The organism is Aeromonas sp. MR16, from assembly GCF_022549315.1.
In the GTDB taxonomy this organism is placed as follows: Bacteria; Pseudomonadota; Gammaproteobacteria; order Enterobacterales; family Aeromonadaceae; genus Aeromonas; species Aeromonas aquatica.
Window position 1 is genome coordinate 125,010 of record NZ_JAKZFK010000006.1, and the last position, 14,652, is coordinate 139,661.

17 protein-coding genes are annotated in these 14,652 nt (G+C 63.3%); 1 reads left to right on the forward strand and 16 read right to left on the reverse strand.

What is annotated here, in order from left to right; all coding sequences use genetic code 11:
• Window positions 1-17: 17 nt before the first annotated feature.
• From MM194_RS07130 to MM194_RS07205, 16 genes are all read right to left on the reverse strand, one after another.
• Entirely contained in the window at window positions 18-434 is a 417-nt protein-coding gene (locus MM194_RS07130) for a hypothetical protein (protein WP_033131692.1), read from the reverse strand.
• Between the two features lie 43 nt (window positions 435-477).
• Window positions 478-1,260, reverse strand: coding sequence for a type II secretion system protein (locus MM194_RS07135; RefSeq protein WP_241343149.1), 783 nt, complete (start codon window positions 1,258-1,260; stop codon window positions 478-480).
• Window positions 1,260-1,883, reverse strand: a complete 624-nt coding sequence (locus MM194_RS07140; protein ID WP_241343150.1) for a type II secretion system protein — start codon at window positions 1,881-1,883, stop codon at window positions 1,260-1,262. Before MM194_RS07140 ends, MM194_RS07135 begins: the two co-directional genes overlap by 1 nt.
• Complete coding sequence (locus MM194_RS07145) at window positions 1,870-2,346, reverse strand: prepilin-type N-terminal cleavage/methylation domain-containing protein (RefSeq protein ID WP_277605060.1); 477 nt, start codon at window positions 2,344-2,346, stop codon at window positions 1,870-1,872. The genes MM194_RS07140 and MM194_RS07145 overlap by 14 nt, the downstream gene beginning before the upstream one ends.
• Before the next feature lie 53 nt (window positions 2,347-2,399).
• A complete protein-coding gene (locus tag MM194_RS07150; protein ID WP_241343151.1) occupies window positions 2,400-2,837 on the reverse strand; it encodes a prepilin-type N-terminal cleavage/methylation domain-containing protein in 438 nt (145 codons plus the stop codon).
• Window positions 2,838-2,855: 18 nt separating this feature from the next.
• Complete coding sequence (locus tag MM194_RS07155) at window positions 2,856-3,515, reverse strand: prepilin-type N-terminal cleavage/methylation domain-containing protein (protein ID WP_052101138.1); 660 nt, start codon at window positions 3,513-3,515, stop codon at window positions 2,856-2,858.
• A gap of 88 nt (window positions 3,516-3,603) precedes the next feature.
• Entirely contained in the window at window positions 3,604-4,065 is a 462-nt protein-coding gene (locus tag MM194_RS07160) for a hypothetical protein (RefSeq protein ID WP_241343152.1), read from the reverse strand.
• 171 nt (window positions 4,066-4,236) lie between these two features.
• Window positions 4,237-5,457 carry a type II secretion system F family protein gene (locus MM194_RS07165; protein WP_241343153.1) on the reverse strand — a complete coding sequence of 407 codons (1,221 nt, stop codon included), beginning with the start codon at window positions 5,455-5,457 and terminating at the stop codon, window positions 4,237-4,239.
• Between the two features lie 3 nt (window positions 5,458-5,460).
• Entirely contained in the window at window positions 5,461-7,173 is a 1,713-nt protein-coding gene (gene mshE / locus MM194_RS07170; protein ID WP_033131664.1) for an MSHA fimbrial ATPase MshE, read from the reverse strand.
• A gap of 136 nt (window positions 7,174-7,309) precedes the next feature.
• Window positions 7,310-8,461 carry a tetratricopeptide repeat protein gene (locus tag MM194_RS07175; RefSeq protein ID WP_241343154.1) on the reverse strand — a complete coding sequence of 384 codons (1,152 nt, stop codon included), beginning with the start codon at window positions 8,459-8,461 and terminating at the stop codon, window positions 7,310-7,312.
• Window positions 8,458-9,348 (reverse strand): AAA family ATPase, encoded by an 891-nt coding sequence (locus tag MM194_RS07180; RefSeq protein ID WP_033131662.1) that lies wholly within the window; start codon window positions 9,346-9,348, stop codon window positions 8,458-8,460. The genes MM194_RS07175 and MM194_RS07180 overlap by 4 nt, the downstream gene beginning before the upstream one ends.
• A 53-nt stretch (window positions 9,349-9,401) precedes the next feature.
• Window positions 9,402-11,090, reverse strand: coding sequence for a pilus (MSHA type) biogenesis protein MshL (gene mshL / locus MM194_RS07185; protein WP_033131661.1), 1,689 nt, complete (start codon window positions 11,088-11,090; stop codon window positions 9,402-9,404).
• 70 nt (window positions 11,091-11,160) lie between these two features.
• Window positions 11,161-11,472 carry an MSHA biogenesis protein MshK gene (locus MM194_RS07190; protein WP_033131689.1) on the reverse strand — a complete coding sequence of 104 codons (312 nt, stop codon included), beginning with the start codon at window positions 11,470-11,472 and terminating at the stop codon, window positions 11,161-11,163.
• 49 nt (window positions 11,473-11,521) lie between these two features.
• Window positions 11,522-12,169 carry an MSHA biogenesis protein MshJ gene (locus tag MM194_RS07195; RefSeq protein WP_241343155.1) on the reverse strand — a complete coding sequence of 216 codons (648 nt, stop codon included), beginning with the start codon at window positions 12,167-12,169 and terminating at the stop codon, window positions 11,522-11,524.
• The gene (locus tag MM194_RS07200) at window positions 12,169-12,762 is read right to left on the reverse strand and encodes a PilN domain-containing protein (RefSeq protein WP_033131659.1); all 594 of its coding nucleotides are present in this window, start codon (window positions 12,760-12,762) and stop codon (window positions 12,169-12,171) included. The genes MM194_RS07195 and MM194_RS07200 overlap by 1 nt, the downstream gene beginning before the upstream one ends.
• Window positions 12,762-13,625, reverse strand: coding sequence for an MSHA biogenesis protein MshI (locus MM194_RS07205; protein WP_241343156.1), 864 nt, complete (start codon window positions 13,623-13,625; stop codon window positions 12,762-12,764). Before MM194_RS07205 ends, MM194_RS07200 begins: the two co-directional genes overlap by 1 nt.
• An 87-nt stretch (window positions 13,626-13,712) precedes the next feature.
• On the opposite strand from MM194_RS07205, the gene MM194_RS07210 reads away from it, so the two are divergent.
• Entirely contained in the window at window positions 13,713-14,642 is a 930-nt protein-coding gene (locus MM194_RS07210; RefSeq protein WP_241343157.1) for a pyridoxal-phosphate dependent enzyme, read from the forward strand.
• The last annotated feature ends 10 nt before the right edge of the window (window positions 14,643-14,652 follow it).

Genomic DNA, 14,652 nt, shown 5'->3' on the forward strand with positions numbered 1-14,652 from the left:
ACTCCTTAACAAGGATCTCACGGGGTGGTTCCATCAAAGGCTTCCGCTTCTACTGTTCGGCTAACAGCAAAATCCGGGTTCGGGCTGTTCAGATCCTGATCCGGATCGCCACAGATCCCTTCACTGCTGAAGCGATAACCGGTCCGGGTGGTACCGGCCGCGCTCACATTGAGCGGCGTGCAGGTGACGGTCGCCTGACAATTCACCAGCCCGGGAAGCGCAAAGGTGGTGGTGGCCGATGCGGCGCACTGCTGGGCCGTCCAGCTGTTGTTGGGGTAGAGACGATAGAGGGCGATTTCCAGCCCGCTCTGGGCCGCCATCAAAGCCCGAACACCCCGCACCTCCACCGTATTTTTCTCGCCGCTGTCCACCAGGAAGCGGCCCATGGCCGCCGCCAGCAAGGCCATGATGACGATGACGAAGAGCGCGATCATGATGGCGCTGCCGCGCTGGGCCCGTTTGCTGGCGGGAAGCGGCTTAAGGAACATTGAGCACCTCCAGCTTGTGGTTGAAGCTGACGCTCTCGCCGCGCTGTTCGAACACCAGCCGCAACCCCACCTCGCTCGGGCTGAAGGCGGCGGGGTCTCGGTAGAAATAGGATTCGGTGGGCCGAATATGTTCTGCCATCAGGGCGTGCGCGGACCCACGAGTAGATTCACTGTACCGCATCAAGGTACCCTGAGCGTCGATACAATAACGCACCTGCTGATTAGCAAAATAGATGCGTTTGGCGGGGGATTCCCCATCAAACGCCGCATCCACGGTCACAGTCCCTACCCCGTTCACGGCGCTCGGTGGTGGATCCTTCACAGTCGCCACACAGTTGCCATAGACGCATCCCGCTTCTAGCCTCCCCTCTCCTGTGATGGGATACACAACGGCCCAATCCTTAGCAGTAGGAAGTTCACTGGCGGATGAAGCCACCAGCGTTAGCTCGAAACGACCTGCTACGGGCTTATTGAGGCTCAGATAGCGGTTGACGGTGACAATGGGCCAAAAGCGCAGACAGGCGCCCGGTATCCCACTATTAGAAGCTTCCACCCGCACCGAGCCGGGCACTGCATCACGCAGCTCGCGATTGAGCCGTTCCATGGCGAAACGGGCGTCGCTCATCAACTGCTCGCGGCGGCTGGCCTCTCCATAGATCTGGGTGCCGATGCCGATAAACTGGCTGGAGAAGGTTGCCATGACCCCGAGCAACAGGATCACCATCACCAGCTCGATCAGGGTAAAGCCCCGCGCCTGCTGCCGCGACCCCATCAATAGTTCCCCCGATAGAGGGCAAAGGCCAGCTCGCTGCGATCCGGCAGCCGCACCCAGAGTTCGACGCGCTTGCCGGTGGAGCAGGTGCCGCTGCAAGCCGGAAGGTTGGCACTGGTCAGATCGACCCCGCTCACCCGGATCTTGATCCCGTACTGCCGGTACTCGCTCTCGTCGAGCCCCTGCCCGCTCTGGGCGCTGAAGTAGTTGGCAGGCACCCAGTCGCCATCACAGCTGGGCGGTTCCTTGGTGGCGGCACAGATGGCGCTGGTCTGATAGTCGTCCACGTCGTTGAACTGATAAGGGCGGGTCTCACCGCTGTCCGGGCCATAGCTGGCCGTGTTGGTGCAGGCAGGATAGGTCACGGGAGGGGTTCCAGCCGTCTCGCCACAGCGAAAGCGCCCACCGTTATGATCCGAGCGTTCATCGAAGGATTTTTGCAGCGCCTCGCTCAGGATGCGCTGGGCCAGTTGGGCCGCCCGCACCTGTTGCACCGGGTCCACCGCCTGGGGAGCCTGATTGACAAGCAAGCCCAGGATGCCGGTCAGCGCTACCGCCAGCAGCACTATGCCGACGATAAACTCGATCAGGGTGAAGCCACGGCGGGCATCAAGGGAGCGCATGGATATAGCCTTCGGGCTCGATACGCAGTCTGGTGCTCTCCTGACCGTCGCTCACCACCAGGTTGCAGCCGGTAATGAGACAGGTCGCGGGCGTCAGGGGACGACCGCTGCGTTTGTCGAAACGAATACTGAATTCGGATTGTCCGTTGAGGGTCACCGACACGTCAGTGTTCACCATGTGTATTGGTACAGAGGCAGCTCCATCAGCAAGCGCCACAGAGTAGTGCCAGAACTGTCCGGATTTAGCTTGAAAAAAGGTATGCCTGGCACTGCTGGAGCCAGCTTGGGAGGGTTCATTCATGTTGATGGTTTGCACCAGCCGCAGCCGGGCCACCAGTTCATCGCGCAGGGTATGGGTTTCAAAGCCGCCTTTGCCCAGCCACTTGGGCACGGCAAAGGCGGCCAGAATCCCGAGTAACAGGATCACGATCACCAGTTCTATCAGGGTAAAACCCTTTTGCATTCTGTTGATTCCAAATAAAAAAAGGCGAGGCAAACGCCTCGCCTCACAACCCATTACGAGCAGTTGGCACCGCTAAGTGCGACGGAGAAGCTCTCGCCTTCTGCCGCTGGTGCTTTGTAGATTACTTCACAGCTATTGGCTTGGTCGGTGCTGAACACACCGCTGTCATCCACTGCCCAGCCGCCATCCAGAGTGACCACCTGACCAATCCCCGCCTTATCGGCAGTAGGATAACCCCAAGTGATAGTCGCAGAGCTGGTACCTACAGCAACGGAAGCACCCGATTGTATTTTCTCGGTACCATCGATCGCCGAACGGCTGTAGACCAGCTGGGCGCCACTTTGCACGGCGGCTGCTACACCCTGAGCCGCAGCCTTATTGGCATCATCCTGCAGATTCAGGAACTTGGGCGCGGCGGTGACCGCCAGAATGCCCAGAATGATGATCACGATAACCAGTTCGATCAGGGTAAAACCCGCCTGCTTTTTCATTACATTTTCCTCTGTTTATTAATTGATATTGGTCGTCACCTGACCGGAGGCCGGCCGGTAACTGAAACTCATATAGGCATCGGTGCTCCCTTGCGGGTCCTGATACCGTCCATCACTGCCCTTGTTCAAGCTGTTGACCAGATAGTAACGGCAGACCGAATCCAGTCCGTTGTTGCTCACCGTGGCATAGAACTTCAGGTCATTGCCGCTACCGCGCACTTCGTCAAAGTTGGCAGTCGCCTTGGGAGGATTCTGCAACAAGCCCTCCCAAATATTGAGACAGCGGACCGCCGTCAGATTGGCCGGATCCACATCGGGAGCGCCACTCGCCGCCGTGTCCATGGGATAACCGGGGGAGAGCTCACCATTGCTGACCTGGCTCTCGGTCGGCGTGGTCAGATAGAAACGCGAACCGTCGTAGAGCACGGTGTTGAGGCTGTCCTGCTTGGCACGCCCCTCGGCTTCCCACTGGGCTCGCACCAGCGAGACGGCGGTGGCGAAACCGCCGGACACCCCTTCCACGCTGGCCTTCTTCGCCTCGTCGGTCACATCGAGAAAACGGGGCAAGGCGGTCACCGCCAGGATCCCCAGGATCACGATGACGATCACCAGCTCGATCAGGGAAAAACCCGCCATCCGACCGGATCCGCAACCGAACGTCACTCTCTTTGCTGCCATGCTGCCTCCGTAATGGCCCACATTATTTCATGTGGACAGAAAAAAATCATGTAACCCGGAGTCCAGACTGGATCCGTTCAATCGCCATTCAGGATCTGAACACCACCCTGCCATCAGAGAAGCGATAGGTCAGCCAGTTAGTCTCCCAGCCAAATTCACAACCCCCGCCATCCCGGCTGGCCAGCACTTGCAAGGTCGGCATCGACTGCGCCTCCTGGCCGAGCAAGGTCAGCCACAGCTGACGGCAGTTGTCGGAAGGGGACTGCAGCGGCAGCACCCCGAGTGGCCAGCCCCGCTCATCGAATTGCCAGGCCACCCCTTGTGCATACACCTGCTCGGGTCTTCGCTGATCAAGCCAGAGCCCGTGCAAGCGCTGGGTCCGTTCGGCAAACTGCTCACCCAGCAGGCTCAGGCTGACCGCCAGCGCCTCCTCCCTGTGGTTGCGATAGCTCAGGGCCAGGCTGGCGATGATGACCAACAACAGGACCGCGGCAACGGCCCGCCGATATCCCCCCAGCCAGCGCTCATCCTGCTCGGACTGTCTGCTCATCCTTGCCCCTCTCCGGCCTCGCCATGCTTGCCGCGTTTCACTGACCGCGCACGGCCCGCATCATGTTCCACCACCAAGGGAGTGAAGTTGCCGCAAGCAACTCGTTACTTGCCACGAACCGCCCGCATCATGTCCCACCACCAAGGGAGTGAAGATGCCGCAAGCGACTCGTTAATTGCCACGAACCGCCCGCATCATGTCCCACATGGGGGTGAAGATACCGAGTGCCAGCACCAGCACCATGACCGCCACTATGCCGATCAGGATGGGCTCGATACGGGCGGTGAGGCTCTTGAGGTCGTAATCTACCTCCCGCTCGTAATACTCGGCCGCCTCGTGCAGCAGCTCGTCCACCTGCCCCGTCTCCTCTCCCACCGCGATCATCTGCATCACCAGCGGGGTAAACAGGCCGCTGGCCCCCGAGGTGCGCAGCAGGCTCTCCCCCCGCTCTATCCCGGCTCGCATGTCGCGAATTCGGCTCGCCATCCAGGCGTTGTCCACCGCATCGGCCACCAGGGTCAGCGCCTGGTTGAGCGGCACCCCGGCCTTGAGCATCATGGAGAAGCTGCGGGCGAAGCGCGCCAGCAGGGAGCGCTCTATGATGGTGCCGACGATGGGCAGCCTGAGCTGCCATCTGTGCCAGGCCAGCTTGCCCTTGGCCGTTGCGACCCAGCGCCGCCAGCCAACCACAGTCCCCACTATGATGCTCAGCAGCAGCCACCAGTAGTTGACGAAGAAATGGGAGGTGGCGAGCAGGATCCGGGTCGCCAGCGGCAACTCGACCCCGAACTTGGCGAACATGTTGGCGAAGACCGGGATCACCATGATGTTGAGGATCACCATGGCGATGCCGATGGCAACCATCACGAAGCTGGGGTAGCGCATGGCGGTCTTGATCCGCTTGCGGGTCTCCAGCTCCAGATCTAAATAGTTGGCGAGCTGCAGGAAGGCTTCCTCCAGCTGACCGGTGTTTTCGCCGACGTGGATGATGGCGACAAACAGGCTGCTGAACACCTTGGGATGGGCCTGCATCGAACTCGACAGCGGACGACCGTTGCCAAGATCCTCCCCCAGCGCATGCAGCGCCCGCTTGAGCGGCTTGCTGTGGGAGCTCTCCTCCAGCCCGGCGATGGCGCGCAGGATCGGGATGCCGGCCCGGGTCAGGGCATACATCTGGCGGCTGAACACCACCAACTCCTCGAGCTTGACGCCCCCCTCCAGCAGCAGGGTCCAGTCGATACCGGCAGACTTGGCCTTGCCGGCTTTCAGCTCGGTCGGCATCACGCCGCGGCGCATTAGCTGCTCGGCGGCGGCCATCTCGCTGGCGGCCTCCACCACCCCGTTGACGGCATTGCCCTGGCTGTCGCGGCCCTTATACGCAAATGATCCCATGAGTTAGCCCAGATCCTCGGCCAGCCTGAGCACCTCGTCCACCGAGGTGATGCCCTGGCGAGCGTAATCGAGTGCGGTCAGGGCCAGGGGTCGGTAGTGTTCATGCTCCCGCGCCGCCCGGGCGAAGCCTTCGGCATCGTTGCGGCGCAGGGCATCCATCATGGCCTGATCCAGCTCCAGCAGCTCGTAGACCCCGATCCGGCCGGAATAACCGGTGAAGTTGCAGCTCTGGCAGCCGCGCCCCTTGTGATACGCATGCTGACCCGGCGCCTCGCCGGAGAGCACGCCGAGCCAGGTGGCCTGACCCGCATCGGGCGCCTGCTCCTCGACGCAATGCTCGCAGACCCGCCGCACCAGACGCTGGGCCACCACGGCCCGCAGCGCGCTCGCCACCAGGTAGCCGGGGGCCCCCATGTCGATGAGCCGCAGGGCGCTGGTCACCGCATCGTTGGTGTGCAGAGTGGTCAGCACCAGGTGGCCGGTGATGGCGCCGCGCAGGCCTATCTCCACCGTCTCGTTGTCCCGCATCTCCCCCACCAGCAGGATGTCCGGATCCTGACGCAGGGTGGAGCGCAGCACCTGGGAGAAGGTGAGGCCTATCTTGGCGTTGACCTGTACCTGGTTGACCCGGGGCAGCCGGTACTCCACCGGGTCTTCTACCGTGATGATCTTGTGGCTGGCCTGATTGAGCTCGGAGAGGGCGCCATAGAGGGTGGTGGTCTTGCCGCTGCCGGTGGGCCCCGTCACCAGGATCATGCCGTGGGGGCGTTTGAGCTGACGGCGAAACCGCGCCAGAATTTCCGGCGGCATGCCGGTCTCGGCCAGCGACAGTATGCCGGAGGACTGATCCAGCAGACGCATCACCACGGATTCCCCATGCTGCACCGGCATGGTCGACATCCGCACGTCCACGTCGCGACCGCGTACCTTCATGGCGAAGCGACCGTCCTGGGGTAGCCGCTTCTCGGAGATGTCGAGCCCGGCCACCAGCTTCAGGCGCAACACCAGCGCCTGGGCGATGCGCACCTCGCTGAGGATGTTCTCGTGCAGGATGCCGTCGATCCGCTGGCGGATGCGCAGCACCTTCTCGTCCGGCTCTATGTGGATGTCCGAGGCCCCCACCTGCACCGCGTCTTCGAACAGGGAACGCAGCAGCTTGGCCACCGTCGCCTCCCCCTCGTCGGCCCCGCCGTTGAGATTGCTGGCCCCCAGCTCGAACCCCGAGTCCTGATGCTCCTCGTGTAGTTGCACGGCGAAGCTCTCGATCTCGCGGGTACGGCGATAGAGGCGGTCGAAGTACTCGAGCAGCTGGCCTTCCCGCGCCACCGCGAGCACCAGCTCGCGGGGACGCAGCAGGGCGGCGATGGCATCGAGGGCGCTGAGATCGGCGGGATCCGACATGGCCACCGTCACCTTGTCGTCGCTGAGGTTGACCGCCAGGGCGCGATAGCGGCGGGCCTGCACCTCGGGCAACAGCGCCACCGCCGCCCCATCTATGGTGAGGTTGTTGAGATCGAAGAAGGGCACGTCCAGCTGACGGGCGAGGAACTGCAGCAACTGCACCTCGCTGATGAAGCCGAGATCGATCAGGGTGGTCCCCAGCTTGCGGCCGGTCTGGCGCTGCTGCTGCAAGGCGAGCTGGAGCTGATCATCGGAGATGATCTGCTCTTGCACCAGCAGGTCGCCGAGCCGCATTTTCAGTCTGGGTTGTGCCATTGCTACTCCAAATTCCTGATTCTGATTACGCCGATTACAGTGATGACACCGCCGCCACCGCGTCCGATTAGGCGACCCTAATCGAACCTGCGAGCCTAACTCGACCTCGATTTGTCCCCTCTCTCCTGGGAGAGGGTCATGGTGAGGGCGCCAACTGGGCGATGCGCTGTTCCAGCCAACGGGCCGATGCCTCGCCGAGGTTGCCGTGCAGCTGAGCGTTGCGATAAGCATCCAGCGCCCGCTGGCTGTGGCCCTGACCATCCTCGGCCACACCGAGCCCGAGCCACCAGCGGCCCTGGTCCGGTTGCTGGCGCAGCAGCTTGACATAGAGCTCTGCCGCCTGGGCATTCTGCCCCAGCTCCTGGGTCAGCCCGGCCCAGGTTGCGTAATAGTCCATGTTGCTGGCCAGCTCAGGTTGATAGCCGGTCAGCCAGCCGAGCGCCTTCTGACGATCCCCCTCGCCGATGGCCACCCGGGCCAGCAGCAACCGAAAATCAGCCTGCTGCGGCGCCAGCCTGAGCCCCTCTTCCAGCACCTGGCCGGCCTCGGTCAGGCGGCCTTCGCCATAGAGCAAGCCCGCCAGCTGCTCGCGCGCCCCCTGATTGTGGGGATCATGGGCCAGCACCTGGTAATAGTTGTCCTGCGCCTCCCGCATCTGGCCCTTGGCCATGGCGGTGGTCGCCTTGCGCTCCGCCAGTGCCGCCAGCTCGGGCTCGGAAAGATCCACCGTTTCGATCTTCAGCACCCCCGGCTTGCGGGGTGGCGCGGCGGCGATCGCCTCCTGTTCGGCGGCCAGCTCGGCCTGCAGATCCGGTTGCAGCTCCTCATCGCTCGGCACGACCTCGTCGTCCGCCATCTCCTCGGGCTCAAGCTGAGGCGCCGGCGGTTCATCGTCAGCGGCGGGCAGATCCGCCAGGGCCGCGGGTTCCCTCGTCCCGGCCGGTGGCGTGTCCACGACTGTCGCGGCCTCCGGCGGGGTCGACAGGCTCAAGGCCGCCGACAGCGGCATAACGGCATGAGTCTCGGCAGCTGAAGAGACTGCTTTTATGTGGCTGACATCGCTAGTTGACTGCGAAACCCCGGCCATGGCAGTGGGAACCTGCAATCTCTGGCTCTGCTGCCAATAGATCCAGGTGCGCCAGCCGAGGATGCCGATGGCCAACCCGCACAGCAGGGTCAACACCAGCATCCACCAACCCTGTCGGCGCACCGGCGCCACATAGACGGCGGCCTCGGTTCCGCCCTGACGCTGCTCCAGATCCCTGAGCATCTGATTGATCACGCTCATGACCAAACTCCGTAAACCAGGGCGCCACCCAATAACAACAGCAGCGGCCACCAGCGGATGAAAGAGAGGTGACTGGCATCGTCGGTGTCGCGAATAGCGAGGCGCACCAGTCGGCTCCCGATCCGGCGCTCACCGCGGCCATAGGCCAGCATCAGGCACTTCTGGGCCAGCACGTTGATGAGCCGGGGCACCCCGCGCGCCGCGCGCCACAACAGGCGCAGGGCGCGGCTGTCGAACAGGGCCGCACCGCGATAGCCGGAAACGTGCAGCCGATGCTCCACATAGGCGCGGGCCTCGTCAAAGCGCAGGGCACGCAGACAGTAAGAAAAACCGATGCGCTGGCGCAGCTGGCGCAAGTGGGGTTTGGCCAGCCTGGCATCCAGCTCGGGCTGGCCGAACAGCACTATCTGCAGCAGCTTGCTCGATTCCGTCTCCAGGTTGCCGAACAGCCGGATCGCCTCCAGCGTCTCGTCCGGCAGCGCCTGCGCCTCGTCGATCAACACCACCACCCGCTGGCCCTGCTGATGCAGGGCGATCAGGTGGCGATGGATACGATCGGTCAGATCCAGCTCGCTGCCATCGTGCACCGACAAGCCCAGATCGAGCGCCAGCGCGGTGCGCAGCTCGGCGGGGGTGAGATGGGGATTCGGCAGCCAGGCGAGGCGCACCGGCCTTTGCTCGGAACCGAGCTCGGTCAGCAGCTTGCGACAGAGCAGGGTCTTGCCGGTACCCACCTCCCCGGTCACCTTGATGAAGCCCTCTCCCTGTGCCAGCGCCCAGTTCAGCACCTGCAGGGCCTCCTCATGGGGCGGCAGCCCATAGTAGAAGCCGGTGTTCGGCGTCAGGCCAAAGGGCGCCTCCTGCAGTCCAAAGTGACTCAGGTACATGAGGCCTCCTGTGGCTCAGGGCGGTGCACGACCAACGGATGCGCTGTCATGGCTTAGCCCTTGGACGGGTACCATTTGTCGAGCAGCTCGGAGGAGCGCTGCAGTTCCTTCTGCCAGGTGTCGTTATCCACCACGGTCGGCTTGAGCAGGATCACCAGCTCGACCTTCTGGGTGCTCTCGCTGCGGTTGGTGAACGCCTCGCCGACCCAGGGAATGTCGCCGAGCAGCGGTACCTTGCTGACGACTTCTTTTTTGTCGGTCTTCATCAGGCCGCCGATGACGATGATGTCGCCGTTGTTGGCCTGCACCACGGTATCCGACTCGCGGATGGAGCTCTTGGCGAGCGGCAGCACCAGCGGATCGGCGGTGCCGACGTTGATGGTCTTGTTCTGCTCCTCGGTGTCGATGACGGAGGGGTGGATGTGCAGCAGCACCCGGCCCTGCTCGTCGATCTGCGGGGTCACGTCCAGCGCTATGCCGGAGAAGAAGGGGGTCAGCTCCACGTTGGGGGTGACGATGGGGGCCGAGTTGCCCGAGGTGGTGGTGGTGGTGGAGGCGTTGGTGACGAAGTATTCATCCGTCCCCACCTTGATCACCGCCTTCTGGTTGTTGGTCGCGGTGACTCTCGGGCTGGAGAGGGTGTTCACGTCGCCCTGGGTCTTGAGCAGGTCAACCGCCACCACGAAGTTGCCATCCGAGATGGTGAAACCGGCGCCGCCACCGATGGCGTTGAAGATGGGATTGCTGGCACCGACCTGGCTGTTGCCAAGGCTGCCACCGCCCCGGATCCCCTTGTTGCCGTCCCAACTGGCGGAGAGACCGTTCCAGTCCACCCCCTGCTCATAGCCTTCGTTGAGGGAGACCTCCAGGATCCGCGCCTCCAGCACCACCTGACGCTTGAGGTGCTCGCCGGATTGATCCAGAAAATCGCGTACCGCCTTGAGCTCCTTCGGATAGGCCCGCACCGTGACCAGGCCCGCCTGAGGGCTGGTGATGACCGCCCGCCCCTCGCCGGTGCCGATCAGCGTCTGCAGGGAGTCGCGCAGATCGGTCCAGTAGTCGTTGTTGCTGTCCGTCTCGATCCGGGTGCCATTGCTGTTGTCGCTGTTGCTGCTGTCACCGTTGGAGGAGGAGCCGTAATTGTTGTTGCCGTTATTGCCGTTGTTGTTGCTGCTGCCGTCGAAGTTGTTGTTATTGCCGTTGTTGTTATTGTCGTTCGCGGTGACGCCGCCGGTGCTGACCGAGGTGCGGGAGAGGCCGCGGCGGGCCATCATCAGGTAGTTGACCGGTATGGTCTCGGTGCGAAGCCCCGCCGGATAGACGTGGAACACGTTACCCTTGCGCTGCACGTCGAAGCCGTACATGTCGCCCACCACCGCCAGGGCTTCCTGCAGGGTCACATCCTTGAGCTCCACCGAGATGGAGCCCGCCACCCCGGGGTGTACCGCCACGCTGTAACGGGATCCCTTGAACAGGGAGCCGAAGAACTCGACGGCGTCGACGTCATGGGCCGCGATGCGCAACCGCTTCTCCGGCACCGCCACCGGCTGCTGGAGACGATTGAGCTGCAGCAGCTCGCTTTGCACCGAGGGGGGCAAGGTGGTCAGGGGGGCGGTCTGGTTCTGCTCGGTCATGGCCTGCTTGAGGGCATCCTTGGCCTGCACCGGCTCAGGATGCTTGTAGGTCGTACAGCCCGCCATCGCCAAGGCGAGGGGAAGCAGACAGAAATGGGGTTTCTTCATATTATTCATGCACCTGACTCGCAATTAAACTCGATGACCCTGGCCCGCAGCAGTCTGCGTGGAACCGGCTTCAATTTCTGATCTTGCTGCCAAACAGGGTCAACGCCTGGCGCTTTCCCCCCTTCTCCAGCACCACGGAATCGGCGCTGATCGCCACCAGCTGATAGCCGTCGACCCGCTGGCCAATCCGGTAACTCTGGCCATTGAGCACCGCCAGCGCCGGACCGTTGCCGAGGATGATGCTCTGCAACCTGGGCAAGCCGGCCGCCTTGGTGGGGCTGGCCCCCGTGCTGGAGCCGGCCAGGGGCGCGGTAGGGTCCTGCAGCACCTCGGCCAGGGCCTGCGGACTCAGCAGACTGCCCCACAATGCCAGCCAGGCCAAGCCGGCCCGGTTGCCGGGGCGCGGCAGGGTAATGAATCTGGTCAGCCACTTAGCCACGGATAAACTCCTTGCTGGTGCTGAGGGTGTAGATCTCCATCTCCACCGTCGCCTTGGGGTGTTCGATCACCCGGTAGTCAAAGCTTTTCCAGTAGAAGTGGCGCGGCAGCGCTTCCAGTGCCTTCAAGTACTGGTAGACGTCGAAATAGCCGCCCTCCAGCTGGAGCCGGATGCCGTGCTTGAACAGGTTGGCCTTCTGCTCGCCGGCCATCAAGGGTTCTGGCTTCTGGGAGGTGAGCGCCAGCATATGCAGGTTGGTGGAGCGAGACAACAGCGCCTCCAGCACGGCGGGCATCTCGTGAGCCGGGATCAGATCCACCGTCTGGGCCCTGAGCTCTGCATCCAGCCTGGCGAGACTCTGTTCGGTGCTGCCGAGTTGTTCACGCACCTGTGAGTTCGGGTCCCGCGCCAGTCGGACCTGCTTACCCTGGTTCTCGAGTGTCAGGATCTCCAGATCCCGCTGGGCCGCCGTCAGGGCCTGCCGATCCTGCTCGAGACGGGTGCCGGCGGCATCCAGCCAACCGTAGACGCCAGCGGCGCCAAGCAGGATCACGCCAGTCAGCAGGAGCAGGAGCCGCTCCCGCAGGCTGAGGGCGTCGACTTTCTGCGCCCACCCCTGCCACTGTGTTTTCAATTCCATCAGGGTTTCTCCCGCTCGATGCCACTGAGCTGGAAGGCCAACTGACCCCCCTTGTCCCGGCTCAGCGTCAGTTCGCCAAACTGCTTGCCCGCCAGGGACGGCGTCTGCTTGAAGCGATTTACCCAGGCGGGGACATCCTGGCTGCGATCCGCCAGACCGGAGAGGTTGATGTGTCCGTCGTTTATCTCGATCCGCTGCAAGGAGAGATGGGGATCGCGTAAACGGGCGAGATCGGCCATCACGCCGGCGTAGCCTTGGGATTTTTGCAAGGAGAGGCTACCCAGCTGTTGCATCAGCCCCTGCTTGGCACTCAGTTCTTCCTGTTTATTGAGGAGCTGCTGCTGCAACTGGCTGTCGGCCAGGTGGCGAGCCAGCTCGGCGTCCAGGCGCTGCGCCTCGCCACGCTTGATCTCCAGCACCGCTTGCAACTGCGCCAGCTCGCGGCTGACCCCCTGCTGCTGCCAGCCATAGGAGAGGCCGATGCCGGCCAGCAACAACAGGCTGATGCCCCAGATCAGGGCCATCTGGTTGAGGCTGGCCCACTGACGCTTGGGCCTGAACTCGGCGCCGTAGAGATTGATATGATGCTTCATCATTCACTCCTGCCGAGGGCGGCGCCATAGGCGGAGAGATACTCAACCCCGGCCAGCACGGCTTTATTGGCCATGGCGGAGACCGGGAAGCCGAATGCCTGCTCCAGGTGACGCACCAGCGTGCCGATGAAGGGTGAGCCGATGGCGAGCTGCATCTGACCCGGCTCCGGCAGCTTGAGCTGGCCGGCGAGGTAGTCGAGAGAGCGCTGGATCTCCAGGGTCAGCCCATCGAGCAGATCGCGATCGGGCTCCTGGGCACTAGTCAGGGCGCCGAATCCGCGCAGCTGGCGGGAGAAACAGAGCCCGCCCCGATGGAACACCAGCAGTTGCAGATCCTGCCCCCTGGGCTGCCACAGCAGCATGCGCACCGTCTGATCCGCCTCGTAGAGGGCCGTCATGGCCAGCTCGTCGCTGACGATGGCCTCCAGGGTTGCCACATTATTGACCGCATCCGCCAGCTGCTTTACCCGGTTCTTGGGGACGCAGATCACGTTGATGCGCGGTCGTCCCGCCGGCGGCGTCGGCAGATCCACATAGTCCATGGCGAGCTGCAACACCGGTTCGTTGACGAAATCCTTGATGGCCCAGGGCAGGGCGCCGACCATCTCGGCATCGGGCACGGCGGGCTTGTCGATCTGGATCTGTTGATAAAGAGTGGCGGCCAGGGCGACCCGCACCTTAGACTTGGCCAGGCCATGCTGGCCGAACAGCTCGCTCATGGCCTGCGGCCATTCGTGGGGCCCATTGACGGCGCGGCTGGTAAAAAGGGGGCGTGGCTCCACACAGGCCAGCAGGATGCGATCGCTGGCCAGCAGAAGCCCAACCCGATGGCCGGGGGCTGAACGTCGGAAAAATGATTTCATCGAGACCTGCACCTGGCTGCGTGAAACGGGTTAAACCTTAACATAAACAGAGCATTAGCCTCCAGACTTATGACAGACGATGCATCGATGACCACTATGCCAAACCAGAGTGAGGCTCTTCTGGCCCCTGGCCAGCTCCCCTCGCCACTGCACCCGATCCAGCATCCCTTGCTGGATGCCCATGGGGTTCGGCTCTGGTGCAAACGGGATGATCTGATCCATCCGACCCTTTCAGGCAACAAGTGGCGCAAGCTCAAATACCACCTGCAACAGGCCGAGGCCTTAGGCAAGACCCACCTGCTGTCGTTTGGGGGCGCCTACTCCAACCACATCCATGCGCTGGCGGCGGCGGGGCGCAGGTCTGGACTGCGCACCACCGGCATCATACGCGGTGAACCCGAGGCCGTCAGCAACGCAACCCTGAGCGCGGCCAAAGGCTGGGGCATGGATCTCATCTTTGTGGACCGTCAGAGCTACCGGCGACGCCAGGATCCAGAGTGGCTGGCCCGCTTCATGGCGCCGGACACCCTGATAGTCCCCGAGGGGGGCAGCAGCCCGCTCGCCATCCCCGGGGTGGCCGAACTGGTAGCCGAAGTCCCCTTCTCACCGGATCTCTGGGTGTTGCCCTGTGCCAGCGGTGGCACCCTTGCGGGGCTCATCGCGGGCAAACGGGAACCCGAGCAGGTGCTCGCCATCGCCGTGCTCAAGGGCGGTGCCTTCATCCATGACGAGGTGTGCCGGCTCCATCCCGCCGCCGCCAGCACGACCGGTTGGCACATAGCGCTGGAGCACCACGACGGCGGCTATGCCAAGTTCAGCCCGGCCCTGTGGCAGTGGGTACAGGCCTTCAGTGCCCAGACCGGTCTGCCGCTCGAGCCCATCTACAGCGGCAAGGCAATGTGGGGGCTGTTTCGGGAGCTGGCTGCGGGCCATATCCCCCGTGGCAGCGAGATCGTCTTCATCCACACCGGCGGCCTGCAGGGATTGGCGGGACTGAGAGAGCAGGGCCGCCTCTGAGGCGGCCCGA